The 26,035-nt window shown below is 69.3% G+C and carries 22 protein-coding genes; 3 read left to right on the top strand and 19 right to left on the bottom strand.

Annotation, left to right across the window (positions count from 1 at the left end):
* Nucleotides 1–3: 3 nt before the first annotated feature.
* The 7 genes from cydB to E9228_RS17285 all read right to left on the bottom strand — a co-directional run bounded on the left by cydB (nt 4) and on the right by E9228_RS17285 (nt 6,762).
* A complete protein-coding gene (gene cydB, locus E9228_RS03610) occupies nt 4–1,008 on the bottom strand; it encodes a cytochrome d ubiquinol oxidase subunit II (protein WP_166779189.1) in 1,005 nt (334 codons plus the stop codon).
* An 18-nt stretch (nt 1,009–1,026) separates the two neighbouring features.
* Nucleotides 1,027–2,439, bottom strand: a complete 1,413-nt coding sequence (locus E9228_RS03615; protein WP_166779190.1) for a cytochrome ubiquinol oxidase subunit I — start codon at nt 2,437–2,439, stop codon at nt 1,027–1,029.
* A 208-nt stretch (nt 2,440–2,647) separates the two neighbouring features.
* A complete protein-coding gene (locus E9228_RS03620; protein ID WP_166779191.1) occupies nt 2,648–3,571 on the bottom strand; it encodes a glycine betaine ABC transporter substrate-binding protein in 924 nt (307 codons plus the stop codon).
* Nucleotides 3,568–4,296 (bottom strand): ABC transporter permease, encoded by a 729-nt coding sequence (locus E9228_RS03625; protein ID WP_166779192.1) that lies wholly within the window; start codon nt 4,294–4,296, stop codon nt 3,568–3,570. The genes E9228_RS03620 and E9228_RS03625 overlap by 4 nt, the downstream gene beginning before the upstream one ends.
* Nucleotides 4,293–5,009 (bottom strand): ABC transporter permease subunit, encoded by a 717-nt coding sequence (locus tag E9228_RS03630; protein WP_166779193.1) that lies wholly within the window; start codon nt 5,007–5,009, stop codon nt 4,293–4,295. The genes E9228_RS03625 and E9228_RS03630 overlap by 4 nt, the downstream gene beginning before the upstream one ends.
* The gene (locus E9228_RS03635; protein ID WP_166779194.1) at nt 5,006–5,911 is read right to left on the bottom strand and encodes an ABC transporter ATP-binding protein; all 906 of its coding nucleotides are present in this window, start codon (nt 5,909–5,911) and stop codon (nt 5,006–5,008) included. Before E9228_RS03635 ends, E9228_RS03630 begins: the two co-directional genes overlap by 4 nt.
* 203 nt (nt 5,912–6,114) lie before the next feature.
* Entirely contained in the window at nt 6,115–6,762 is a 648-nt protein-coding gene (locus E9228_RS17285; RefSeq protein ID WP_166779195.1) for a TetR family transcriptional regulator, read from the bottom strand.
* Between the two features lie 277 nt (nt 6,763–7,039).
* Between E9228_RS17285 and E9228_RS03645 the strand changes: the two genes are divergently transcribed.
* Both E9228_RS03645 and E9228_RS03650 read left to right on the top strand, forming a co-directional pair.
* On the top strand, nt 7,040–8,080 hold the full coding sequence (locus tag E9228_RS03645; protein WP_341849768.1) for an App1 family protein: 1,041 nt from the start codon (nt 7,040–7,042) through the stop codon (nt 8,078–8,080).
* 35 nt (nt 8,081–8,115) lie between these two features.
* Nucleotides 8,116–10,041 (top strand): glycoside hydrolase family 15 protein, encoded by a 1,926-nt coding sequence (locus tag E9228_RS03650; RefSeq protein WP_289845939.1) that lies wholly within the window; start codon nt 8,116–8,118, stop codon nt 10,039–10,041.
* A gap of 94 nt (nt 10,042–10,135) precedes the next feature.
* Here the strand turns inward: E9228_RS03650 and E9228_RS03655 are convergent, their stop codons facing one another.
* The 6 genes from E9228_RS03655 to E9228_RS03680 all read right to left on the bottom strand — a co-directional run bounded on the left by E9228_RS03655 (nt 10,136) and on the right by E9228_RS03680 (nt 17,118).
* A complete protein-coding gene (locus E9228_RS03655; RefSeq protein WP_166779198.1) occupies nt 10,136–11,509 on the bottom strand; it encodes a glucose-6-phosphate dehydrogenase in 1,374 nt (457 codons plus the stop codon).
* 210 nt (nt 11,510–11,719) lie between these two features.
* Nucleotides 11,720–12,136, bottom strand: a complete 417-nt coding sequence (locus E9228_RS03660; RefSeq protein ID WP_166779199.1) for a cytochrome c oxidase subunit 4 — start codon at nt 12,134–12,136, stop codon at nt 11,720–11,722.
* A 5-nt stretch (nt 12,137–12,141) separates the two neighbouring features.
* The gene (gene ctaD, locus E9228_RS03665; RefSeq protein ID WP_181432887.1) at nt 12,142–13,881 is read right to left on the bottom strand and encodes an aa3-type cytochrome oxidase subunit I; all 1,740 of its coding nucleotides are present in this window, start codon (nt 13,879–13,881) and stop codon (nt 12,142–12,144) included.
* A 12-nt stretch (nt 13,882–13,893) separates the two neighbouring features.
* Nucleotides 13,894–14,796 (bottom strand): aa3-type cytochrome oxidase subunit II, encoded by a 903-nt coding sequence (ctaC, locus tag E9228_RS03670; RefSeq protein ID WP_166779200.1) that lies wholly within the window; start codon nt 14,794–14,796, stop codon nt 13,894–13,896.
* Between the two features lie 358 nt (nt 14,797–15,154).
* Nucleotides 15,155–15,523: a HesB/IscA family protein gene (locus tag E9228_RS03675; RefSeq protein ID WP_166779201.1), complete on the bottom strand. Its 369-nt coding sequence runs from the start codon at nt 15,521–15,523 to the stop codon at nt 15,155–15,157.
* Nucleotides 15,520–17,118: a dipeptidase gene (locus E9228_RS03680; RefSeq protein ID WP_166779202.1), complete on the bottom strand. Its 1,599-nt coding sequence runs from the start codon at nt 17,116–17,118 to the stop codon at nt 15,520–15,522. The genes E9228_RS03675 and E9228_RS03680 overlap by 4 nt, the downstream gene beginning before the upstream one ends.
* A gap of 51 nt (nt 17,119–17,169) precedes the next feature.
* Here E9228_RS03680 and E9228_RS03685 point away from each other — a divergent pair, with 51 nt between their 5' ends.
* Nucleotides 17,170–17,745 (top strand): DUF3043 domain-containing protein, encoded by a 576-nt coding sequence (locus E9228_RS03685; protein ID WP_341849752.1) that lies wholly within the window; start codon nt 17,170–17,172, stop codon nt 17,743–17,745.
* Nucleotides 17,746–17,854: 109 nt separating this feature from the next.
* Here E9228_RS03685 and E9228_RS03690 read toward each other — a convergent pair whose 3' ends face one another.
* The 6 genes from E9228_RS03690 to lspA form a co-directional block, all read right to left on the bottom strand.
* Complete coding sequence (locus E9228_RS03690) at nt 17,855–18,922, bottom strand: quinone-dependent dihydroorotate dehydrogenase (protein WP_166779203.1); 1,068 nt, start codon at nt 18,920–18,922, stop codon at nt 17,855–17,857.
* Nucleotides 18,919–19,410 carry a transcriptional regulator NrdR gene (gene nrdR, locus E9228_RS03695; protein WP_166779204.1) on the bottom strand — a complete coding sequence of 164 codons (492 nt, stop codon included), beginning with the start codon at nt 19,408–19,410 and terminating at the stop codon, nt 18,919–18,921. The genes E9228_RS03690 and nrdR overlap by 4 nt, the downstream gene beginning before the upstream one ends.
* A gap of 12 nt (nt 19,411–19,422) precedes the next feature.
* The gene (gene hisD, locus E9228_RS03700) at nt 19,423–20,730 is read right to left on the bottom strand and encodes a histidinol dehydrogenase (RefSeq protein ID WP_166779205.1); all 1,308 of its coding nucleotides are present in this window, start codon (nt 20,728–20,730) and stop codon (nt 19,423–19,425) included.
* Nucleotides 20,731–20,774: 44 nt separating this feature from the next.
* Nucleotides 20,775–24,257 (bottom strand): DNA polymerase III subunit alpha, encoded by a 3,483-nt coding sequence (gene dnaE, locus E9228_RS03705; protein ID WP_208385579.1) that lies wholly within the window; start codon nt 24,255–24,257, stop codon nt 20,775–20,777.
* Nucleotides 24,258–24,410: 153 nt separating this feature from the next.
* Complete coding sequence (locus E9228_RS03710) at nt 24,411–25,334, bottom strand: RluA family pseudouridine synthase (protein ID WP_166779207.1); 924 nt, start codon at nt 25,332–25,334, stop codon at nt 24,411–24,413.
* Nucleotides 25,331–26,035 (bottom strand): signal peptidase II, encoded by a 705-nt coding sequence (gene lspA, locus E9228_RS03715; RefSeq protein ID WP_252727539.1) that lies wholly within the window; start codon nt 26,033–26,035, stop codon nt 25,331–25,333. Before lspA ends, E9228_RS03710 begins: the two co-directional genes overlap by 4 nt.

The following is a 26,035-nucleotide window of genomic DNA, read 5'->3' on the forward strand; positions in this document are numbered from 1 at the left end:
TGGTCAGTGCGCGGCCTGCGCGACGGTGGCGCGCGAGACCCGCTTGCGGAAGACCCAGTACGTCCACGCCTGGTAGGCGAGCACGAGCGGGATGCAGACCAGTGCGACCCAGCTCATCACCGTCAGCGTGTAGCTGCCGGACGAGGCGTTGGCGACGGTCAGGCTGTTCGCCGGGTCGTTCGTGGCGGGCATGACGTCCGGGAACACCGCGGTGAACATCGCCAGGACGACCGCCGCGATGGTGACGGCCATCAGGGTGAAGGCACGTCCCTCCCGGCCGCGTGCGGCACAGAGGACCGCGACGACCAGGGCCACGGCGCCGACGGCCGACAGCACGAGCGACGCCGGGGTGGACCGGACCAGCGCCATCGTCACCAGGAACACGGCGGCGACCACGATCGTGACGACGCCGGCCCGCTTCGCCAGACGCATCGCCCGCTCGCGCATCTCCCCCTCGGTCTTCAGCGCCACGAACACGACGCCGTGGGTGAAGAAGACCAGCAGTGTCGTGGCACCGGCCAGCAGCGCGAAGGGGTTCAGCAGGTCGAACAGCGTGCCGGTGTAGTTGTGGCCGGAGTCCATCGGGATCCCGCGGACGACGTTGCCGAACGCGACGCCCCAGAGGAACGACGGCACCGCGCTGCCGACCACGATCATCAGGTCGAACCGGCGCTTCCACGCCAGGTGCTTGTTCTGGTGCCGGTACTCGAACGACACCCCGCGGAGGATCAGGGCGGCGAGGATGAGCAGCAGCGCCAGGTAGAAGCCGGAGAACATCGTCGCGTACCACTCGGGGAAGGCGGCGAAGAGGCAGGCTCCGGCGACGATCACCCAGGTCTCGTTGAGGTCCCACACGGGGCCGATCGTGTTGATGAGCACACGGCGGTCGGTGTCGTCCTTGCCGAGGAACGGCAGGGACATGCCGACACCGAAGTCGAACCCGTCGAGCACGAAGTACCCGACGAAGAAGAGTCCGACGATCGCGAACCACAGAACGGGCAGGTCCATCTCAGGCAGCTTCCATCTCTAGTAGACCGTCACTTCGTGCTTGACCTCGCCGGTCTCCGCGTCGACCTCGGCCGGGGCGGCCGGGCCCTCCTGGGCGACCTTCTTGATGAGCCGGAACTCGACGACGGCGAGGGATCCGTAGATGAGGGTGAACACGACGAGCGAGATGAGGACCTCGAGACCCGTCACGTTCGGGGAGACACCGTCGGCCGTCTTCAGCAGGCCGAACACGAGCCACGGCTGGCGACCCATCTCGGTGAAGACCCAGCCGACGATCATGGCGGCCATCGGCAGCGGCACGGCCCAGATCGCGATCCGCCAGATCCAGCGCTGCCGGGGGAAGCGGCCACCGCGCGTCAGCCAGAGCCCGGCGAGCGAGACCATCACGGCACCGACCCCGAGGGCGATCATCCAGCGGAAGGACCAGTAGGTCACCCAGATGACCGGCTTGTAGTTCCCGGGGCCGTACACCTGCGTGTACTGCGCCTGCAGGTCGTTGATGCCCTCGACCGTCCCGGTGAAGGTGTGCGTCGACAGGAACGACAGCAGGTAGGGCACGCGGATCGAGAAGAGCTCCCGGACGCCGTCTGGCGTGCCGAGGGTGAAGATCGAGAACGAGGCGTCCTTGCCGGTGGCGGTGTTGTACAGCGCCTCGGCCGCGGCCATCTTCATCGGCTGCGTGTCGACCATGGTGAGACCGAGCTGGTCGCCGGTGAGGACCGTCAGCGCGCCGGCGGCGACCATCGTCCAGAGACCGAACTTCAGCGCCGGCATCATCGTCTCGAGGTTCTGGTTGCGCGACAGGTGGTAGGCGGCGACCGAGATGATCACGCCGGCGGCGACCATGAAGCACGCGAAGACCGTGTGCGGGAAGGCGGCCAGGGCGACCTTGTTGCCGAGGACGGCCCAGATGTCGGTGAGTTCGGCGCGGCCCTTGGCCTCGTTGATCGCGTAGCCGACCGGGTGCTGCATGAACGCGTTGGCGGCGATGATGAAGTACGCCGACATGATCGTGCCCGCGCTGACGCACCAGATGCTCGCCAGGTGCAGCTTCTTCGGCAGGCGGTCCCAACCGAAGATCCAGACGCCGATGAACGCTGCCTCGAAGAAGAACGCCAGGATCCCCTCGAGCGCGAGCGGGGCGCCGAAGACGTCTCCGACGAAGCGGGAGTAGTCCGACCAGTTCATGCCGAACTGGAACTCCTGCACGATCCCGGTGACGACCCCCATCGCGAAGTTGATGAGGAAGATGCGTCCGAAGAAGCGGGTCAGCTGCAGGTAGTGCGCGCGCCCGGTCCGGACCCAGGCGGTCTGGAACACCGCGACGACGACGGCCATGCCGATCGTCAGCGGGACGAAGAGGAAGTGGTAGATCGTCGTCAGACCGAACTGCCACCGCGACAGCAGGAGCGGGTCCAGGAGGTCGTTCATGCTTCGACGGTACTGTTCCGGAGCGCGGTTCGACAAGTTGTAGAGCCATCTCGTGCACGAACGTGCACGGCCTCTGCACGGCACAACCGTGCGGAACAAGTGTCACGCACACCGGCACCCGGAACGACGACAGGCGCCGGGCTGGTTGCCCGACGCCTGTCGTCGTGGACCCCGCGAGACGACGCGGGAACCGGGGTGTTGGTGCTGCCTAGAGCAGGCCCTCGTCGGTCAGGAAGTCCTTCGCGATGGTCGAGGCCTTCTCCTTGTCGACGGTGCTCTTCGTGTTGAGCTCGATGAGCGCGTCGGTCGTCAGGACCTTGCTCACCTTGTCGATGTCCGCGGCGGCCTTGTCGTCGACCTTGCTCGAGACGACCGGGGTGACGTTCTGCGGCACGATGAGGTTCTTCGGGTCCTTGAGGGTCACGAAGTCGTTCGCCTTGATGCTCGGGTCGGCGGTGTAGATGTCCGCGAGCTGCACGGTGCCGTCCTTCAGCGCCTTGACGGTCAGGGCTCCGCCGGAGTCCTCGATCGCCTTGGACTGGACCGTCACGCCGTAGACCGACTTCAGGCCCTTCGGACCGTACGGGCGGGTCTGGTTCTCGGAGTTCGCACCGACCGTCAGCGTGCCCTTGACCTTCGACAGGTCGGCGAGGCTCGTCACGTCGTTGTCCTCGGAGAACTTCTTCGTGACGGTGTAGCTGTCCTGGTCGGTGGCGTCGGCGGCGTCCAGCGCGCGGAGGCCCTTCGGCAGCGAGCTCTTCAGACCGTCGGCGATCTCGGCCTCGGACTTCGCGGTGGAGTTCTTGTCGTAGTACTGCAGCAGGTTGCCGCCGTACTCCGGCATGACGTCGATCGCGCCCTTCTGGAGCTGCGGGAGGTAGACCTCGCGCTGACCGATGTTGAAGTTGCGCTTCACCTGGAAGCCGTCCTTCTCGAGGACCTGGGCGTAGAGCTCGGCGATGATCTCGTTCGAGTAGTACTGCTGCGACCCGACGACGATCGTCTTCGAGTCGGAGGAGGCGCTGGAGCCGCTGTCGAGCGGGCTGCTGGAGGAGCAGCCGGCGAGGGCGGCGGCCACGCCGACGGCGACCGCGGCGGCGATGCCGGCGCGGAGCTTGGGTGCTGTGATCACGAGGGGGTTCCTTCCGGGATGGGGGTGTGGGGCCGCTCACGCGATCCCGAGCGTCGCCGTGTCGGACGTTCGGCGACGCCCGCGGGCACCACCGCCCGCTGGAGCACGGAGAAGACGATCTCGAACGCGATCGCGAGTGCGATCACGAGGATGGAGGCGCCGAGCATCATGGCGTAGTCCTGGGTCTTGAGCCCGAGGAACACGTAGCCGCCGAGTCCACCCGAGCCGACGTACGCGGCGAGGGTGGCGGTGGCGACGACCTGGAGCACGGCGGCACGGACGCCACCGACGAGCAGCGGCAGGCCGAGCGGGATCTCGACCCTGGTCAGGATCTGCCACCCGGTCATGCCCTGCGCGCGGGCGGCGTCGACGGTCACCGGTTCGACGGACTCGATCCCGGCGTACGCACCGGCGAGGACCGACGGGATCGCCAGGACGACGAGCGCGAGCAGGGGCGCCTGCAGGTTGGCGCCGAGCAGGAGGCCCACCAGGGTGAGCACGCCGAGCGTCGGCAGCGCACGGATGCCGCCGGAGAGGGCGATCGCGAAGCCGCGGACCTTTCCGGTGTGGCCGATGGCGTAGCCGATCGGGATGGCGATCACCGACGCGATGAGGACCGCGAGCAGCGAGATCCAGATGTGTTCCCAGAGTCGCTCGGGGACCGCGTCGGGACCGGCGTAGTTGGCGGGGTCGAACACCCAGCCGAAGGCCTGGCCGATGATCATGACGTGACCTCCGCGGACTGGAGCACGCGGCGGGCCGCACGCTTCGACGGAGCCGAACGGCGCGTCCAGGGCATCACGACGCGGCCGAGCAGCACGAGCAGCCCGTCGATCGCGAACGCCAGGACGAGGACCATCACGACGCCGGCGACGATCTCCTCGGGGATGTTCCGGCCGATGCCGTCCGTGAAGAGCGACCCGAGGCTCTGGATGCCGAGGACCGCACCGACCGTCGTGAGCGAGATCGTCGACACCGAGACGACGCGGAGGCCGGCGAGCAGCACCGGGCCCGCGAGCGGCAGGTCGACGCGGAAGAAGCGCTGCGCTCCCGAGTACCCCATCGCGGTCGCAGCCGAGGTGGTCGCCGCGTCGACCGAGCCGAGGCCGTCCACCGTCGACCGCACCATGAGTGCGAGGCCGTAGAGCGTCAGGCCGATGACGACGTTGACGGGGTCCTGCAGCCCGGTGCCGAGGAGACCCGGCAGCGCGATGAACAGCGGCAGCGACGGGACGGCGTAGAGGAGCCCGGCGACGGTGACGATGCCGCCACCCACTCCGCTGCTGACCCGGCGGGCACCGGGTCGACGGAGGCGGACGACGAGCCACCCGATCGGGATCGACAGCAGGAACGCGACGATGATCGGCGGGATGGCGATCGCCAGGTGCGCGACCGTGTCGTCCCCGATCGTGTCGAGGTTCGACAGCACCCACTTCACCGGGTGCTCCCACCCTGCGCCGCAGCACCCGGGACGCTGGGCGTCCCGGCCTCGGAGCGGACAGCGGCAGCGGCGTCGACGACGCCCACGGGACCGGTCAGGACGCCGGCGGCACGGCCGTCCCCGTCCACGACGACCGGACCGGTCGGGGTCTGCTCGACCCGGAGGGACCGACGGCCCCGACCGACGCCGATGAAGTTCGCGACGAAGTCGTCCGCCGGAGCGGACAGGATCTCCGCCGGGGTCCCCTGCTGGGCGATCTCGCCGCCCTTCTTGAGGATGACGACCTGGTCGCCGAGCTTGAACGCCTCGTCGATGTCGTGCGTCACGAAGACGACGGTCTTGCCGAGCTCGCGCTGCAGACGGATCAGTTCGTCCTGCAGGTCGTTGCGGACGAGCGGGTCGACGGCACCGAAGGGCTCGTCCATGAGCAGCACGTTCGGGTCGACGGCGAGCCCGCGGGCGACGCCGACACGCTGCTGCTGTCCGCCGGAGAGCTGGGACGGGTACCGGTCGGCCAGCGAACGGTCGAGGCCGACGGTGTCCATCAGTTCGAGCGCTCGCTTCCGCGCGTCTGCCTTCGAGACCCCGGTGAGCAGCGGCACGGTCGCGATGTTGTCCGCGACCTTGCGGTGCGGCAGCAGGCCGGCGTTCTGCATCACGTAGCCGATCCGACGGCGCAACTGCACCGGGTCGACACCGGCGATGTCCTCGCCGTCGATCTGGACGGAGCCCGAGGTCGGGTCGATCATCCTGTTGATCATCCGGAGGAGTGTGGTCTTGCCGCAACCGCTCGAACCGACGAACACCGTCGTGGTCCGCGAGGGGATCACGAGGTCGAACGACTCGACGGCGTTCGTGCCGTCCGGGTAGGTCTTGCGCACCGAGCGGAACTCGATCATGGGTGCCCTTCTTGGTGGAGGTAGCCCGACTCCGGACGACAGTACAGGTCGGAGCCCGTAGCGGTTCCGTCGTGACGGTGCATGACGCCTTGCGGACAACGACGTCGTGTCCGCGCCCTTCGGACACGAACGCCCGTGCCTCCTGTTCGGAGGAACGGGCGTTCGTGATGGGTCCGGGCCGGCTCGTGCCGGCCGGTGATCGGTCAGGAGGCCCCGATCACCGACTCCAGGTACGGCCGGCTCATCGCGCGGTACGCCGCGATCAGCTCGGTGTCGGGGTGGTCGCGGTCCACGTGGGCGCGAGCGAGGACCGCGTGTGCGGACTCCGCCAGGACGACCCAGGCGCGGCTGATGGCGTCGGACTGCGGCAGGTCGAAGCGCTCCCGCATCACGGCGCCGACGGCACCGCCGAGCGCGGCGAGGCGGTCGGCGTCCTCGTCACCGGACGTCGTGTCGATGTCGGCGAACCGGATCGCCCGGAAGCCGGGCTCGGTGCGGTACATCTCCGCGGTCATCTCGATGAGGGCGTCGCAGCCTTCCTGCCAGGTCGTGGCGCCGGACGCGTCGAGCGTTTCCACGAAGCGGGCGGCGAGACGCTGGGTGCACCGGATCGCCAGGGCCTCGACGACGGCGATGCGGTCCGGGAAGTACCGGTAGACCGTGCCGATGGAGGCACCGGCACGTTCGGCCACCATGGCGGTCGTGAGTCGCTCGAAGCCGATCTCGTCGATGACGGCGGCCGCGGCGTCGAGCAGACCTGCGAGGCGCGCCGAGCTGCGGGCCTGGACCGGCTCGTTCCTGAGCAGTGATGATCCCCCCGGCAGTGCGTTCGAAACCTCGGTGACGAGCACGTGAACTCCTTCTCGCGGTGACCGCGGGCTGACTGACTGAGACGGCAACTCTCGCAGACACCGGCTTGGTCTTGGCTGCGATTCCCGGGGTGTCGGGTCCGCGACCCCGTCTCGCGACCCCCCTGCATGGGATGATGGTGCGATGCCCGAGTCGACGCCTCCGGACCCTGCCGCGCCCCGGGACACCACCCCGGCGCCCGAGGGCAGCGCAGTTCCCGGGCGCGACGCCCGGTCCGTGGAACGCGAGCACGATCGGCGCGAACAGTCCCCCTGGGGCATCCAGCAGTGGGAGACCGCGATCCCGGAGCCGATCCTGCACCGGGCCGCCCGCGTCGAGGACGCCGTGCAGGAGTACCGGGAGCAGCACGCCCGGAAGCGCGGCCAGGTCCCGACCGTCATCCCCTACACGGGCTACGGCGCGCCGGGGTGGGTCCGGGTCCTCTGTCGGGTCCTCCTCACCCGCCGGGGCCTGGCGTCGGACGTGTCCTACGCGGGAGTCCGCGGCTGGCGCAGCTTCACGAGCGTGGCCGTCGACCACGCCGAGGTCACCATCACCGCCGGCGGCAGCACCCACACCGTCCAGAGCGACCGCGGCGGTGTGGTCGACGCCATCGTCCCGATCGACCTCGAACCGGGCTGGCAGACGATCCGCCTGTCCGCCGGTGGCATGCGCGACGTGGACGCCGACGTGTTCGTCGTGCACCCGGACACCCGCTTCGGCCTGCTGTCGGACATCGACGACACGGTGATGGTCACGAGCCTCCCCCGTCCGATGCTCGCCGCCTGGAACTCGTTCGTGCTCACCGAGCACGCCCGCCGTCCGGTGCCGGGCATGTCGGTCCTGTACGAGCGGGTCCTCGCGCAGCATCCGGGCGCGCCGACCGTCTACCTGTCCACGGGTGCGTGGAACGTGGCGCCGACGCTGCAGCGCTTCCTGACCCGGAACATGTACCCGTCGGGCACCCTGCTGCTCACCGACTGGGGTCCCACCCACGACCGGTTCTTCCGCAGCGGGCAGCAGCACAAGCAGGACAACCTGCGGCGCCTCGCCCGGGACTTCCCGGACATCCAGTGGCTGCTCGTCGGCGACGACGGGCAGCACGACGAGCACCTCTACGGCGAGTTCGCCCGCGAGCACCCGGAGAACGTCGCCGCGGTCGCGATCCGGCAGCTGTCCACCAGTGAAGCGGTGCTGGCCGGTGGTCGGTCCCGCGCCCAGGAGCGCACCCGGGACTCCACCGTGCCGTGGGTCTACGCCCCGGACGGAGCCGGACTCTGGACCGAGCTCGGGCGCGTCGGGATCGCAGAACTCGACTGAGCGGACGTCGCCGCCGAGGTCATGCCGGGTGTCATCTGAACGCACCTTCAGCGCAGCCGGACTCGGGGCGCGGGTGGTTCGATCGGGGCATGGCTCAGCGCATCGAGGACCACGCCCTCATCGGGGACTGTCACACCGCCGCACTCGTCACCCGGGACGGTGACGTCGACTGGGCGTGCCTGCCCCGGTTCGACAGCGCGTCGACCTTCGCCGCACTGCTCGGCGACGAACACGACGGGCAGTGGTCGCTCCGACCCGCCGATCCCGACGCCATCCCGGTCCGACGGCACGACGGGGACTCCCTGGTGCTCTCGACCGTGTGGACCACCACGACCGGCGTCGTCGAGGTCACCGACTTCATGCCCGTCGACGCGCACCGCGCCACCATCGTCCGGCGTGTCCGCGGACTCACCGGCACGGTCGAGATGCGGCAGGTCCTCCGCATCCGGTTCGGCTACGGGGACGTGCTCCCCTGGATCCGCCAGGTCGGCGACGACGACGAACCGGTCCTCGTCGCGACGGCCGGCCCGGACGCCGTCGTGGTCCGGGGTCCGCGCTTCCGGGCCGACGACCACCGCCACACCACGACCACGATCATCAGCGACGGGGAGGTCCTCGACACGGTCCTCACCTGGTACCCGTCGCACCGCGAACCCCCGGAGCCGTTCGACGTCGACGCCGCCCTGCACCACACGCGCGACTGGTGGCACGACTGGACCTCCCGCACCCGCGCGGAGGGCAAGTACGCTCCCGCCGTCCGCAGCTCGCTGATGTACCTGCGGGCGATGACCCACGCCGAGACCGGTGGCGTCGTGGCGGCCGCGACCACGAGCCTCCCGGAGGACCCCGGCGGCGAACGCAACTGGGACTACCGCTTCGTGTGGCTGCGGGACGCCTCGATGGCGCTCGCCTCCCTCATCGCCCACGGGTACCGCGACGAGGCGTCGCACTGGCGGGCCTGGCTGCTCCGCGCGATCGCCGGCGACCCGGACGACGTCCAGATCATGTACGGCATCGCGGGCGAGCGGGAGCTCCCGGAACGCACGCTGGACCACCTGGCCGGGTACGCCGACTCGAAGCCCGTCCGGGTCGGGAACGGCGCGTACACGCAGTACCAGGGCGACGTGTTCGGCGAGGTGCTCGCCGCGCTGCACGACGCCCGCGAACTCGGCGTCGAGGAGAGCGGCGCCTCGTGGTCCCTACAGCGCGCGCTCCTCAGCCACGTGGAGGCGCACTGGCAGGAGCCCGACAACGGCATCTGGGAGATGCGCGGACCACGACGGCACTTCACGCACTCGCGCGCGATGATCTGGGCGGCCTTCGACCGCGGGGTCGCCGCGTGCGAGGAGTTCGGCCTCGAGGGTCCCGTCGAGCGGTGGCGCACCCTGCGCGACCAGGTGCGCGCCGAGATCGAGGAACACGGCTGGAACGCGGAACGCGGGGCGTACCGGCAGCACTACGACACCGACGAGGTCGACGCGAGCCTGCTCGTGCTCCCCCAGATCGGCTACTGCAAGCCGGACGACCCGCGGATGCTCGGCACCGTCGCGGCCATCGAGCAGGACCTGCGCGTCGGCGACGACGGCCTGCTGCTCCGGTACCGGACCTCCTCCGGCTTCGACGGCCTCAGCGGCGCGGAACACCCGTTCCTGGCCTGCTCGTTCTGGCTCGTCGAGCAGTACGCCGGCTCCGGGCGGGTGGCGGACGCGGAACGGCTGATGGACGTGCTCGTCGGCTTCGCGAACGACGTCGGGATGCTGTCGGAGGAGATCGACGTCGCGACCGGGCACCACATCGGCAACACCCCGCAGGCGCTCTCACACCTGACGCTCGTCACCGCGGCGGACGCCATCGCCCGCGCACAGGGCGCCGCCGCCGGGCACCGGACCCGCTCCGCGCAACGCGGCGGGGGGACGTGGAGCGTCACCGGTGCCGGCGAGCGGGCCGGACGGCCGGCCTGACGCGGCCGCGGCCCGTCGGATGGGCCGCCGGAGCATGACGGGAGGCCCGGTACCAGCTGGTACCGGGCCTCCCGTCATGCGGTGGTCGCGTCGGTCAGGACGAGCTGACCCACTCGGCCGGGCCGCGCGAACCAGCGCGGTACTCCTCGAGCGGGACCTCGCCGGACTTCCAGGCGTTCACGACCGGCTCGACGATCTCCCAGCAGCGCTCCGCGACGTCGCCGCGGATGGAGAGCAGCGGGTCGTCGTGGAAGATGCCGTTGAGCACCTCGCCGTACGGGGTGAGCTCACCGTCGTCGAAGGTGGACGACAGGGTGACCTGGCCCATCTCGAACGGGTTGCCGCCGCCGTTGGCCGAGACCGACAGCTCGATCTCGTCCGGGTTGAGGACGATGCGCAGCGTGTCCGCCTTCGGACGACCGGTCAGGCCGGAGGGCAGGCGCGTCACGGGCTTGAAGGTGATGAGGACCTCCTTGCGGCTGGCGCCGAGCGCCTTGCCGGAGCGGAGGGTGAAGGGGACGCCGGCCCAGCGGGCGGTGTCGACCTCGACCTCGATCTCGGCGAGGGTCTCGGTCTCGCGCGACGGGTCGACCCCGTCCTCCTGCTGGTACGACGGCAGGTCCTTGCCGTCGATCGTGCCGGCCGTGTAGACCGCGCGGCGGGAGGCGATGGTCGCGTCGTCGCCCTTGAGCCGCGTGGACCGCAGGACGCGGGCGAGCGAGGAGCGGAACTCGACGGAGTCGATGGCTGCCGGGGCGTCCATCGTGACGAGGGCGAGGATCTGCAGCAGGTGCGACTGGATCATGTCGACCAGGGCGCCGGCCTCGTCGTAGTACTGGGCGCGGTTCTCGAGGCCCAGGGTCTCGTCGTAGAAGACGTCTACCTTCTCGATGTTCTCCGCGTTCCAGATCGGCTCGAACAGGCGGTTCGCGAAGCGGAGACCGATGATGTTGAGGACCGTGGTGCGACCGAGGAAGTGGTCGGTGCGGTGCACGCGCTCCTCGGGGACGAGCTCGAGGACGGTCTTGTTGAGCGCCTCGGCGCTCGCGACGTCGGTGCCGAAGGGCTTCTCGAACGCCAGGGTCGTGCCCTCGGGGAGCTCGACGTGCTGCAGGGCCTCGCAGATGTCGGACGCGATCTGCGGCGGCAGCGCGAAGTACAGGATCGGCTCGGCCTCGGCGGCGTCGAGCAGGGCCTTGAGGTGCTCCGGGTCGGTCGGGTCGCCCTGGATGAACTTCGTCGACTCGATGGTCGCGTCGACCTCCGGGCCGGACACGTCCTGCGACGCGAACGACTTCGTGACGACGTCCTTCCACTGGTCCTCGCTGCGGGCGCTGCGGCCCGTGCCGATGAGCTGGACCGGGACGGAGCGGCCGCTCTGCAGGAAGGTACCGAGGCCCGGCAGGAGGAGGCGGGAGGCGAGGTCGCCGGTCGCGCCGAAGATGATGAGCGTGCGCTTGTCAGTCACCGGAGGTGACTCCTTTCGCTTGTGGACGGTCCGCAGGACCTGCGGCCGCGGTCATGCGGTCCTCAGGAGCCAAGGTCCATCGTGCCCGGGAGATTCCCGGACCGTTCCAGATGTTGTTCGATGCACGCGCCCGGTGGCGGCGTCTCGCCTGCCCCGGACGCAGTTCGGGCGGCACCGAGATGGTGCCGCCCGAAGCGTGTGTGGCGTGGGTCAGTGCCCGAAGTTGCCGCGGTAGTACTCGTAGACCCAGCCCACGAGCGTGATCGCGACGAGCACGAGGCCGATCGGCACGATCCAGAGGCCAGCTGCGACCCCGAGGAACACGAGCGCGATCGCCGCGGCGAGGAACAGCGGCCACCAGGACCACGGGCTGAAGTGCCCGAGCTCGGCGTCGCCGTCCTCGATGTTGGCGTCCTGGCGGTCCTCCGGCAGCACCCCACCCTGTGCCGACATGACGCGGCCCAGGTAGAAGGCGATGAAGGCGGACATGATGCCGGTCAGGCCGATCGACAGGGTACCGACCCACTCGACCGAGCCGTAGTAGATCATCGACCAGATCGTGTACGCGGCGTCCGCGAGCACGAAGAAGCCGAACAGGATCCAGAACAGGTTGGTGTTGGCGCGCATGGCGGCTACTTCACCTCGCCCTTCGCGGCGTCGTAGGTCGGAGCGTCAGGTGCGTCCTTCGCCGGGCCCACACCGACCGGCACGCCGGCCTCGGGGTGGTTCAGGTCGAAGGCCGGGGACTCGGAACGGATCCGCGGGATCGAGGTGAAGTTGTGCCGCGGCGGCGGGCAGGAGGTCGCCCACTCGAGCGATCGGCCGTAGCCCCACGGGTCGTTGACGGCCACCTTCGGAGCGTTCCGCGCCGTGACGTAGACGTTGAAGATGAACGGCAGGAACGAGATGCCGAGGATCATCGAGCCGATCGTCGACACCTGGTTCATCCAGGTGAAGCCGTCGTTCGGCAGGTAGGTCGCGTACCGGCGGGGCATGCCCACGACGCCGAGCCAGTGCTGGATGAGGAACGTCGTGTGGAACCCGACGAACAGCAGCCAGAAGTGGATCTTACCGAGACGCTCGTTGAGCATCTTGCCGGTGAACTTGGGCCACCAGAAGTAGAAGCCCGAGAACATCGCGAACACGACGGTGCCGAAGACCACGTAGTGGAAGTGCGCGACGACGAAGTACGTGTCCGACACGTGGAAGTCGAGCGGCGGCGACGCCAGGATCACGCCGGTGAGACCACCGAAGGTGAAGGTCACGAGGAAGCCGATGGCCCAGAGGATCGGGGTCTCGAAGGTGACCGAACCGCGCCACATGGTGCCGACCCAGTTGAAGATCTTCACGCCGGTCGGGACCGCGATGAGCATCGTCATCAGCGAGAACCAGGGCAGGAGGACGCCACCGGTGACGTACATGTGGTGCGCCCACACCGTGACCGAGAGGGCCGCGATGGTGATGGTCGCGTAGACGAGGGTCTTGTAACCGAAGATCGGCTTGCGGCTGAACACCGGGAAGACCTCGGACACGATGCCGAAGAACGGCAGCGCGATGATGTAGACCTCGGGGTGCCCGAAGAACCAGAAGAGGTGCTGCCAGAGCAGGGCACCGCCGTTGGCCGGGTTGAAGATCTGGGCGTCGAACACCCGGTCGAGACCGAGGCCGAACAGTGCGGCGGCGAGGACCGGGAAGGCCATCAGCACGAGGAGGCTCGTGACGAGCACGTTCCACGTGAAGATCGACATGCGGAACATCGTCATGCCCGGGGCACGCATCGTGATGATCGTGGTGATGAAGTTGACCGCACCGAGGATCGTCGAGAAGCCCGTCATGCCGAGCCCGAAGACCCACAACGTGCCGCCGAGCCCTGGTGTGAACGTCGTGTCACTCAGTGGCGCGTAGGCGAACCACCCGAACGATGCCGCACCCTGCGGGGTGAGGAAGCCGCCGACGGCGATCGCGCTGCCGAAGAAGTACATCCAGAAGGCCAGGCCGTTGAGACGCGGGAACGCCACGTCCGGCGCACCGATCTGGAGCGGCATGATCGCGTTCGCGAAGCCCGAGAAGAGCGGCGTCGCGAACATCAGCAGCATGATCGTGCCGTGCATCGTGAAGAGCTGGTTGTACTGCTCCTTGGTCGCGACGACCTGGAGGCCCGGCTCGAACAGCTGCGCGCGGATGACGAGCGCCATGATGCCGGCGAGCAGGAAGTAGAGGAACGAGGTGATCAGGTACATGTACCCGATCGTCTTGTGGTCGGTGGACGTCGCCCACCGAACGATGATGTTGCCCTTGCGACCGACCCTCGACGCCTGGAAGTCCGGCGTCGAAGGCCTGGTGGTCGCCTGGCCGACGAATGACGTTGTCATTGAGACGCGCCCTTACTTCTTCTCGCTGGACGCCTCGGCAGGCGCCTCGTTGTTCGGCTGGTTCGTGTTGGTGTCGTACTCGTTGCCGAGCAGACCGACCTTGCCCTGGTCCTTGAGGGACGCGAGGTAGTCGTCGTAGTCCGCCTGCGACACGACCTTCACCTGGAAGAGCATGAGGGAGTGGTACTCACCGCAGAGCTCGGCGCACTTGCCCTGGTACGTGCCGACCTTCTCCGGGATGAAGTACTCGTAGTTCGTCCGCCCCGGGAGCATGTCCTTCTTGTAGAGGAAGTCGATGACCCAGAAGGAGTGGTTGACGTCGCGCGAGCTGAGCTCGATCTCGACCTTCTTGCCGACCGGCAGGTACAGCGTCGGGAGGAGCGACTCGTCGATGGCGCCGCCACCGTTCTCTTCTTCCTGGGCCTGGATGCCCTGGTAGTAGACGCTTTCCTTCGGGTTCTTCTGGTCGATGTAGTTGAAGTCCCAGCCCCAGCGCTTGCCGTAGACGTGCACGGTGGCATCGGGCTGTGCGAACGGCTTCTCGATCGCTTCCTGGTCCTTCGCGGTGAAAGCGAAGAAGCCGAGGACGAGGATCAGCGGCACGATCGTGTAGAAGATCTCGAGCGGCATGTTGTACCGCATCTGCACGGGCAGGCCGGTCTGGCCCTTCCGGCGGCGGTAGACGATCGCGGCCCAGATGATCAGACCCCAGACGATGAGACCGACTGCGAGCAGCACGATCCAGCTCGTCGTCCACAGGCCGACGATGCGGCTCGTGTGGTTGGTGACGTCCTTCGTCTGCTCCGTGCCCGGGAGCCATCCGTTCATCTGCTGCTGCGTGCAGCCAGCCAGTGCGATGACCAGACCGACGGCCACCGGCACGGCCGCCCAACGTATACGGCGATTCGAACGCACTGTTACCTCTCGGAAAGACGTGGCCCGGGAACCGGTCGTCGTGCGACCGGCGCCGACGGTGACCCCGTCGACGAGCACCGAGGTCAGCCGCAGGGCTGACGCGTGGGTGACTCCCAGCTTGGTTGGAACACTCCTAGCCTACTCGCAGCCATCGACACCGAGCGCACAACCGACACGCGTTGTGGACGGAAACGGCACTGCGAGCGGCGGTTTCCCCTGGTCATCTGCGCCGCCGACAACCTGTGTCACGGTGCAGATGCAGGAACGCGAACGGGGAGCGACCATGTCGGTCACTCCCCGTTCGCGTGTCGCCGCTCCCCCGCGCAGGCGGAGGACCGGCGGGCGGTCCGTCGGACGATCAGTGGAAGCTGTCGCCACACGCGCAGGAGCCCTGCGCGTTCGGGTTGTCGATCGTGAAGCCCTGCTTCTGGATCGTGTCTTCGAAGTCGATCGTGGCGCCGTCGAGGTACGGGACGCTCATCTTGTCGACGACCACCTCGACGCCGTCGAACTCGGCCGTGGCGTCACCGTCGAGGAGTCGCTCGTCGAAGTAGAGCTGGTAGATGAGACCCGAGCACCCGCCGGGCTGGACGGCCAGGCGGAGACGCAGGTCGTCGCGCCCTTCCTGCTCGAGCAGGCTGGCGACCTTCGACGAGGCCGCGTCGCTCAGCAGCACACCGTGCGACTTGGCGTCGGTCGCTGCTTCGGTCGTGATGGTGTCGCTCATCGGCGTCTCCCTTGCTGGCGGTGTCGTTCACCGGCCGTCGCGTCGATTCTAAGCACGTGCACCGACGAGCGGGGGCCCCGTCCAGGACCTGTGGAGGACGAACCGTGACGACCGAGGGACGCCCGACCCTGCAAACGCGCCAGGAGGATCGCCTCCGAGAGGATCGCGCGGTGCAGGACGCCGAGGTGCTGGGACTCGTTCGGGCTGTGCGCCCGCGTGTCGGGGTCCTCGACACCGGTGACCAGGATCTGGGCCTCCGGGAACTCGGCGGCCAGGTCGGAGACGAACGGGATCGACCCACCGATGCCCTGCTCCACGGCGTCGGCGCCCCAACCCTCGGACATCGCGGTGCGCGCCTCCTGGACGGCCCACCCGGTCGCGTCGACCAGGAAGCCGTCGCCGGCGTCGACCTCGGTGATCTCCATCCGGGCGCCGAAGGGGACGTGCTGGCGCAGGTGGGCCTCCACGGCGGCGAAGGCCTCCGTCGCGGCCTGCCCCGGAGCCACTCGGACCGACACACGGGCGGCGACGGTGGGGATCAGCGTGTTCGAGGCGTTCGCGACGCTCGGGACGTCGAGGCCGGTCACCGTGATCGACGGCTGGAACCACATCCGCGACAGGACCGGACCACTGCCGACCGGTCGGGCACCCTCGACCAGGGCGGCCTCGGTGGCGAAGTCCGCCTCGGACCGCTCGGGCACCGGGGCGTCGTGGGCCGTCAGCCCGGACACGGCGACCGCGCCGTCGTCGTCGTGCAGCGAGGCCAGCAGGCGCACCATCGGCATCATCGCGTCGGGCGCCGCGCCGCCGTACATGCCGCTGTGGCTGGCGTGTTCGAGCGTCGTGACGGTGAGCTTGAACGTGGTGTTCCCACGGAGCGACACGGTGATGGCCGGGACCTCGGTGGACCAGTTGTCGCTGTCCGCGACCACGATGACGTCCGCCGCCAGGTGCTCCCGCTGCTCGCGCAGGAAGGTCCGGAACGAGCGGGAGCCGAACTCCTCCTCCCCCTCGATGAACAGCACGATCCCGACGTCCAGGTCGTCGCCGAACCGGTCGTGCACGGCCCGGAGCGCGGCGACGTGGGTCATCACGCCGGCCTTGTCGTCCGAGGCGCCGCGGCCGTAGAGGCGGTCACCGCGGAGGGTCGGCTCGAACGGCGGGGTCTCCCACAGCGCGTCGTCGCCCTGGGGCTGCACGTCGTGGTGGGCGTAGAGCATCACGGTCGGCTTCCCGTTCCGTGCCGGACGCACCGCCAGGACCGCCGGCTGCCCGAGCTCGACGGTCTCCTCCCCTGGAGCGACCGTGTCGGCGTCGGCGGGCGTGTCACCCGCCACCGCGGACCGCAGGATCCGGACCTCGTCGAACACCTCGGTCGAGCGCACCAGCTCGGCCACGGCCTCCGCGTTCCGCCGCACGTGCGCCGGGTCGAACGCCGACCAGGACACCGACGGGATGCGCACGAGCGCGGACAGGTCGGCGATCGTGGCGGGCAGCGCGCCGTGCACGTGCTCACGCAGCGCCTCCAGCAGGGCGGGGTCGGTCGCGGGCGCCTGGGGCCCCGCTGCGGAGCTGTGCTTCTCGGTGTCGGTCATGGCCGGTAATCTAGAGGACGTCCAGCACGCAGAGCGCCGTTAGGAACGACCGTGGCGAAGGCAACCCCCAAGACCAACGTGACCGTGAACCCGGCCGACGACGAACTCGTCGCGCACGGCAAGGGTCGCCCCACGCCGTCCCGCCGCGAACGCGAAGCCGCCAACAAGCGTCCGATCGTCGGCAACACCCCGGCTGACAAGAAGGCCGCGCGGACCCGTCTCAACGGTGACCGTGAGCGCGCACGTGTCGGCATGGCGAACGGTGAAGAGCGCTACCTGCCGGCGAAGGACCGCGGCGAGCAGCGTCGGTTCATCCGCAACACCATCGACGCCCGCTGGAACGTCGGCGAAGTGATGATGCCGGTGCTCATCCTGTTCCTGCTCGTCGGCTTCCTCGCCGCGAAGACCGCCGCCGCCTCGTACTCGCTGCTCTTCGTCTGGGCGTTCGTGCTGTTGTTCGTCCTCGACTGCGCCGTCCTCTGGTTCGCACTGCGCCGGAAGTTGACCGCTGCCGGGCAGGAGTTCCAGCGCGGGAACTTCCTCTACATCCTCACGCGAGCGTGGCAGCTGCGCTTCCTCCGCCTGCCGAAGCCGCAGGTCAAGCGCGGGCAGTACCCGACCCTCTGACCTCGCTCCGCTCGGGAGCCGAAGCGCCGTCGACCTCCGGGTCGGCGGCGCTTCGTCGTGGGGCGACCAGCGCGACGCGCCGCCACGCGGCCACTTGCCAGGCGCGGCCTCAGCGTCGCCGCAGGCGCTTCCGGCGGAGTCGGTTGATGCGCATCGCCCAGGTCGGCCCCTCGTAGAGGAACGCGGTGTAGCCCTGCACGAGCGTCGCACCGGCGGCGATCCGGGCCTGGACGTCAGCCTCGGACGTGACGCCACCGACCGCGATGACGCAGAACCCGGCCGGCACCGCGGCGCGGACCCGACGCAGGACCTCGAGCGAGCGCTCCCCGAGCGGTGCACCGGAGAGTCCACCGGCACCCATGGCCCGGACGTCGTCGTCGGGTGTCGTGAGCCCGGTGCGCTCGATCGTCGTGTTGGTCGCGATGACGCCGGAGAGGCCGAGCTCCACCGCGAGACCGGCGATGGCGTCGATCTGCTCGTCGGTGAGGTCCGGCGCGATCTTCACCAGGACCGGGGTGCGGCCGGCGGCGTCGTGCACCGCGGAGAGCAGCGGACGGAGCTGGTCGAGCTCCTGCAGGCCGCGCAGGCCGGGCGTGTTCGGTGAGCTGACGTTGACCGCCAGGTAGTCGGCGAACGGCGCGAGCAGCCGCGTGGACTCGAGGTAGTCCTCCACCGCGTCCTCGACGGACACGACACGGCTCTTGCCGATGTTGACGCCGATGACCGGGCGCCCCGGGTTGCGGCGCGCGCGCTCCAGGCGGCCGGCGGCCTTGACGGCACCGTGGTTGTTGAAGCCCATCCGGTTGATCAGTGCACGGTCCGCGATGAGGCGGAAGAGTCGGGGTCGCTCGTTGCCCGGCTGTGCTCGTGCCGTGATGGTGCCGACCTCGACGTGGCCGAAGCCGAGGACGCCGAGCCCGGCGATGGCGCGGGCGTCCTTGTCGAACCCGGCAGCCAGGCCGAACCGGGACGGGAAGTGGATCCCCATCGTGGTGATGCCGTCCTCGGCCGACGGCCGGGCGGAGCGCTCGACGGCCCGACCGAGGAAGGGCACGTGCGGCAGCAGCCGGATCACGCTGAAGGCCAGGTGGTGGGCCCGTTCCGGGTCCATCTTCGCGAAGACGTTCCGGAAGACGACCCCGTACCCGGCGCGCACCAGGGACTCGACGCCGCTCACGCTCCGGCGCCGTCCGCGGGCCGGTCGGAACCGGACGCGCTGTGGTGGTCGATGCGGAGCTGGCCGATCGCGTCCTCGAAGTCCTCGAGCGAGTCGAACGCCTGGTAGACGCTGGCGTACCGCAGGTAGGCGACCTCGTCGAGCTCGCGGAGCGGGCTGAGGATCGCCAGCCCGATGTCGTTCGCCTCGATCTGGCTCGCGCCGGACGACCGGACGATCTCCTCGACCCGCTGCGCGAGCACCGCGAGGTCGGAGTCCGTGACCGGTCGGCCCTGGCACGCCTTCCGCACGCCGGAGATGATCTTCTCGCGACTGAAGGGTTCGAGGACGCCGTTGCGCTTCACCACGTTGAGCGAGGCGGTCTCGGTGGTCGAGAACCGCCGTCCGCAGTTCGGGCACTGACGACGTCGGCGGATGGAGGTTCCGTCGTCGCTCGTCCGGGAGTCGACGACACGGGAGTCCGGGTGGCGGCAGAAGGGGCAGAACATGGCGCCCTCAGGCTAGCGGTTCGTGCGCTCGGACACGGCCGCGCCGTGCGCCGGCAGCTGCTCTTCGGTCGACAGCGCGACGATGTGCGGCGCGACCGCGGCCAGGGCGGCCGCGGTGTACCGGATCACCTGCTGCGGACGCAGGAAGGTCGATGCGGACAGGCCGGACCCGAAGCGCGCCTGCCCACCGGTCGGCAGGACGTGGTTCGAGCCTGCCAGGTAGTCGCCGAGGCTCACCGGCGTGCTCGGTCCGACGAACACCGCACCGGCGGCGTCGATGTCGGCGAGCACCGCGTCGTCGTCGGCGGTCTGGATCTCGAGGTGCTCCGGCCCGTAGGCGTTGCTGACCGTCGCGGCGTCGGTCAGCGAGTCCACCAGGACGATCGCCGACTGCGGTCCGTCCAGGGCGGCCTGGAGGCGCGCAGCCGTGCCGAGCACCGCCGTGCGTTCCGGGATGGCGGCTTCCACCGCGTCGGCGAACGCGGCCGACGTCGTGACGAGCACGCTGCCGGCCTGCTCGTCGTGCTCGGCCTGGCTGATGAGGTCCGCCGCGACGTTGCCCGCGTCGGCAGTGTCGTCCGCGATCACGAGGATCTCGGAGGCGCCGGCCTCGGAGTCGATGCCCACGATGCCGCGGACCAGGCGCTTGGCGGCGGCGACGTAGTTGTTGCCCGGACCGGTCACCAGGTCGACGGGCTCGAGACCGATCTCCGGCACGCCGTGGGCCAGTGCCCCCACCGCACCGGCACCGCCCATCGCGTAGACCTCCTGCACGCCGAGGAGTCCGGCCGCGGCGAGGATCGTCGGGTGCACCGCACCGCCGTGGTCGCGCTGCGGCGGGGAGACGAGCGCGATCGACCCGACGCCCGCGACCTGCGCGGGGACGACGTTCATGACGACGCTGGAGGGGTAGACGGCCTTGCCGCCCGGCACGTAGAGCCCGACGCGGCGCATCGGCTGCCAGCGCTGGTGGACCTCGGCGCCGTCGGCGAGCGTGGTCACCGACGGCGACGGCACCTGCGCGGCGCTCGCGGCACGGACGCGACGGATCGCCTCGTCGAGGGCGGCACGGAGCTCGGGCGTGAGTCCGGCGACCGCTGCGTCGATCTCGGCGGCGGGCACCCGCACGTGCTCCGGCGCGCCCCCGTCGAACCGTTCCGCCTGCTCGCGGAGCGCCGCGGCACCGCGGTCACGGACGTCGTCCACGAGCACGCGAGCGGCGTCCACCGCATGCCCGACGTCGCCCGCGGCACGCGGCATCAGTCGGAGGAGTTCGGCACGGCCCGGGAGCCCGCCACGGAGGTCGATTCGCTGCATCATGAGGCCTCCAGCGTAGCGACGACCGCTGACCGGACCGGACCCCGCTACACCAGGCAGCGCGGCCCGAGCAGGCTCTTCAGCTCACCGAACAGGTCCGGGGTCAGGTTGACCGGGAACGGCAGTTCGAACGTGCGGGCCACGTCGTCCTTGAGGAGCTTCAACCGGACCTCGGTGTCGCCCTGGTGTCGCCCGAGCACCGCCGCCAGTTCCGTCACCGTCTGCGTCGTCGCCTGCCGCTCGGGCAGGGACAGCGTGAGCGGCCCCGACCCCATCGCGTCGCCGACGTTCGGCTGGAACATGCTCACCGCGTGCAGCGCCTTGCCGTCGTCGCGGACGTTGACCCGACCGCGCAGGACGACGATCGAGTCCGGCACCAGTGACGGGCCGAACTCCTGGTAGGTCTTGCCCAGGAACATCACGCCGATCTGGCCGCCGAAGTCCTCGACGTCGACGATGCCGTACGGGTTGCCGCTCGTCTTCGCCACGCGGTGCTGCACGCTCGTCAGCAGGCCGGCGACCGTCACGGTCTCGCCCTCGATCGAGTCGTCCGCGACGAGCAGGTCCGCGATGGTGATCGACTGGTGCTTGGCGAGTTCGATCTCGAGCCCGGCGAGCGGGTGGTCGGAGACGTAGAGCCCGAGCATGTCGCGCTCGAAGGCCAGCTTGTCGCGCTTGGACCACTCCGGCCGTTCCGGCACCTGCGACACCGTGAGGGACGCGGGGTGTTCCTCGGCGACCTCGGCGAACAGCGAGTCGAAGTCAAAGCCGACGTTGCCGTGGGCCTCGTCGCGCTTGACCTTCACGGCGGCCTCGACCGCGCCCTCGTGGATCTCCACGAGTGCGCGCCGGCTGTCGCCGAACTCGTCGAAGGCACCGGCCTTGATGAGCGACTCGACGGTGCGCTTGTTCGCCGACGAGATCGGGATCTTGCGCAGGAAGTCGTGGAACGACTCGAACGCGCCCTTCTCCTTGCGGGCCGCGACGATGTCGTCGACGACGTTGAAGCCGACGTTCCGGATCGCACCCATGCCGAAGCGGATGTCGTCGCCGACGGCGGCGAAGAAGCCGATGGACTCGTTGACGTCCGGCGGCATGACCTTGATGCCCATCCGACGGCACTCGTTGAGGTACAGCGCGAGCTTGTCGCGGGCATCGCCGACGCTCGTGAGCAGGGCGGCCATGTACTCGGCCGGGTAGTGCGCCTTGAGGTACGCGGTCCAGAACGACACCACGCCGTACGCGGCGGAGTGCGCCTTGTTGAAGGCGTAGTCGGAGAACGGCAGCAGGATGTCCCACAGCGTCTTGATCGCCGCTTCGCCGTAGCCGTTGTCGATCATGCCCTGGTGGAAGCCCGCGTACTGCTTGTCCAGCTCGGACTTCTTCTTCTTGCCCATGGCACGGCGGAGGATGTCCGCCTGGCCGAGCGAGAAGCCGGCGACCTTCTGTGCGATCGCCATCACCTGCTCCTGGTAGATGATCAGGCCGTAGGTGCCGCCGAGGATCTCCGCCAGGGGTTCTTCGAGCTGCGGGTGGATCGGCGTGATCGCCTGCTCGCCGTTCTTGCGCAGCGCGTAGTTGGTGTGCGAGTTCGCACCCATGGGCCCCGGACGGTACAGGGCGATGAGTGCGGAGATGTCCTCGAAGTTGTCCGGCTTCATCAGGCGCAGGAGCCCGCGCATCGGGCCACCGTCGAGCTGGAACACGCCGAGCGTGTCACCGCGCTGCAGCAGCGCGTAGGCCTCCGGGTCCTCGAGTCCCATGTGCTCGAGGTCCAGGTCGATGCCGCGGTTGGTCTTGATGTTGTCGAGGGCGTCACTGATGATCGTGAGGTTGCGGAGCCCCAGGAAGTCCATCTTGATCAGGCCGAGCGACTCCGCTGCCGGGTAGTCGAACTGCGTGACGATCTGGCCGTCCTGCTCCCGCTTCATGATCGGGATGATGTCGATCAGCGGGTCGCTCGACATGATGACGCCGGCCGCGTGGACGCCCCACTGACGCTTCAGCCCTTCGAGGCCGAGCGCCGTGTCGAAGACCGTCTTGGCCTCCGGGTCGGTCTCGACGACGGTGCGCACGTCGACGGCTTCCTTGTACCGCGGGTGGTCCTTGTCGAAGATCCCGGTGAGCGGGATGTCCTTGCCCATCACGGGCGGCGGCATCGCCTTGGTGAGCTTCTCGCCCATGCCGAAGGGGAAGCCGAGGACGCGCGAGGAGTCCTTCAGCGCCTGCTTGGCCTTGATCGTGCCGTACGTGACGATCTGCGCGACGCGCTCCGACCCGTACTTCTCGGTGACGTACTTGATCGCCTCACCGCGGCGCCGGTCGTCGAAGTCGACGTCGAAGTCGGGCATCGAGACGCGGTCCGGGTTGAGGAAGCGCTCGAAGATCAGACCGTGCCGGATCGGGTCGAGGTCCGTGATGCGCATGGCGTACGCGACCATCGAGCCGGCACCGGAGCCACGGCCGGGTCCGACGCGGATGCCGTTGTTCTTCGACCAGTTGATGAAGTCAGCGACGACCAGGAAGTAGCCCGGGAACCCCATCTGGTTGATGATGCCGACCTCGTAGTCGGCGCGCTCCTGGACCTCCTTCGAGATGCCGCCCGGGTACCGGTACTCCAGCCCCTTCGCGACTTCCTTCTCGAACCAGGAGTGCTCGGTCTCGCCCTCCGGCACCGGGAACTTCGGCATGTAGTTGGCCGACGTGTCGAACTCGACGTCGCACCGTTCGGCGATGAGCAGCGTGTTGTCGCAGGCGTCGAGGTTGTCGCGGAACACGTGCCGCATCTGCGCCGGGGTCTTCAGGTAGAACTCGTCGGCGTCGAACTTGAAGCGGTTCGGGTCGTTCAGCGTCGAACCCGACTGCACGCACAGCAGGGCGGCGTGCGAGGTGGCGTCGTGGGCGTGCGTGTAGTGCAGGTCGTTCGTGCCGACCAGCGGGATGTCGAGGTCCTTCGCGAGCCGGATCAGGTCGCTCATGATGCGCCGCTCGATCTCGAGCCCGTGGTCCATCACCTCGGCGAAGTAGTTCTCCTTGCCGAAGATGTCCCGGTAGTCGGCGGCGGCCTGCACGGCTTCGTCGTACTGCCCGAGGCGCAGGCGCGTCTGGATCTCCCCCGAGGGGCAGCCGGTCGTCGCGATGATGCCCTGGTGGTACTCCTGCAGGAGCTCGATGTCCATGCGGGGCTTGAAGTAGTACCCCTCGATCGACGCACGCGACGACAACCGGAACAGGTTGTGCATGCCGGTGGTGTTCTCGGCGAACATCGTCATGTGCGTGTACGCGCCGGAGCCGGACACGTCGTCGCCACCACCGTCACCCCAGCGCACACGGGTCTTGTCGGTGCGGTGGGTGCGCGGCGTGATGTACGCCTCGGTCCCGATGATCGGCTTGACCCCGCCGGCCTTCGCGGTCTTCCAGAACTCGTACGCCCCGAACATGTTGCCGTGGTCGGTCACCGCCACGGCCGGCATGCCCTGCGCGGCGGTCTCCGCCACGAGGTCGGAGAGCCTGGCGGCACCGTCGAGCATCGAGTACTCGCTGTGCACGTGCAGGTGGACGAAGGAGTCGGAATCCGACACGGAACCTCCGGTTCGTACGGTCTGCGGTGGGGTGTGGACAGCCTAACCGCGACCGACGACGATCCCGAACGTGTCGCCGGAGGACCGCACGTCCACCGCCGGTCAGGCCGCGCGGATCCGGTCGAGCGCCAGCTGCAGGTCGTCCGGGTACGCGGCCTGGAACTCGACCCAGTCCCCCGTGCGCGGGTGCGCGAAGCCGAGCCGGACCGCGTCGAGCCACTGTCGTGTGAGCCCCAGTTCCTCGGCCAGCACCGGGTCGGCCCCGTACGTCGTGTCGCCGACGAGCGGGTGCCGGGTGGCCGCCATGTGCACGCGGATCTGGTGCGTGCGGCCGGTCTCCAGGTGCACCTCGAGCAGGGTTGCGGAGCGGAAGGCCTCGAGGGTCGCGTAGTGGGTGACACTCGGCTTGCCGTCGGCGGTGACCGCGAACTTCCAGTCGTTCGAGGGATGCCGTCCGATCGGCGCGTCGATCGTGCCGGAGGTCGGATCCGGGTGTCCCTGGGCGAGCGCGTGGTAGACCTTCTCGACCGTGCGCTCCTTGAACGCCCGCTTGAGGTGGGTGTACGCCAGCTCGGTCTTCGCGACGACCATCAGGCCGGACGTGCCGACGTCGAGTCGGTGCACGATGCCGGCCCGTTCGGCGGCACCGGACGTCGCGATGGTGAAGCCGGCGGCGGCCAGGCCACCGGGGACCGTCGGGCCGTCCCAGCCGGGCGACGGGTGCGCCGCGACCCCGACCGGCTTGTCGACGACGACGATGTCCTCGTCGTCGTGCACGACCGTCATGCCGGGGACCGCCACCGGCACGATGCGCGGCGGCTCCTTCGGCGTCCACTCGACCTCGAGCCAGGCGTCGGCGTGCAACCGGTCGGACTTCTCGGCGACGACGCCGTCGACGCGCACCCCGCCGGCGGCGACGACGTCGGCCGCGAAGGACCGGCTGAAACCGAGGAGCTTGGCGATGGCGGCGTCGACACGCTCACCGGCGAGCCCGTCCGGGACGGGCAGCTGTCGCTGCTCGCTCACGTCGCGTCGTGGCCGAGCGGACCGTCAGCGGCAGGCCGGGAGGCGCGGCTCGCGTCCGTCCCACCGGTGGCCGGCAGGTCGATGGCCGGCAGGTCGGTGGCCGTCAGGTCGTTGGTCGTCCCCGACGCGGGAACCGCAGCATCGGACCCCGCAGCGTCGGTCGTCGCGCGCTGACGCTTCTCGGAGACCGCCCGTGTGCCGTCGAGGTTCACCCCGAGGATCACGAGCAGCACGAAGACCACCATGCTCACGCAGATGAACGAGTCGGCGACGTTGTAGATCGCCGGCATCATCCACGGTGTCGAGATGAAGTCCACGACGTGTCCGCGCCCGAAGCCGGGTTCACGGAACAGCCGGTCGGACAGGTTGCCGAGTGCTCCGCCGAGGAGCATTCCGAGCACGATCGCCCACCACATCGACCGGATGCGACGTGCGGAGACGACGATCACGACGACGACCGCGGCGGAGATCAGCGAGAACACCCACGTCATGTTCACCGCGAAGGAGAACGCGGCGCCGGGGTTCCGGACCGACAGGAACTGCAGCGCGTTGCCGAGCACCGGCACGACGACGCCCTCGGGCAGCTCCGCGACGACGAGTGCCTTGGTGACCTGGTCGAGCGTCACCACCACGACAGCGGCGAAGGCCAGTGCCGCGATCGCGCGTGCACTGACCTTCGCTCGTGGGACGGGTCGGTCCAA

It is taken from the genome of Curtobacterium salicis (assembly GCF_011759505.1).
Classification (GTDB): Bacteria; Actinomycetota; Actinomycetes; order Actinomycetales; family Microbacteriaceae; genus Curtobacterium; species Curtobacterium salicis.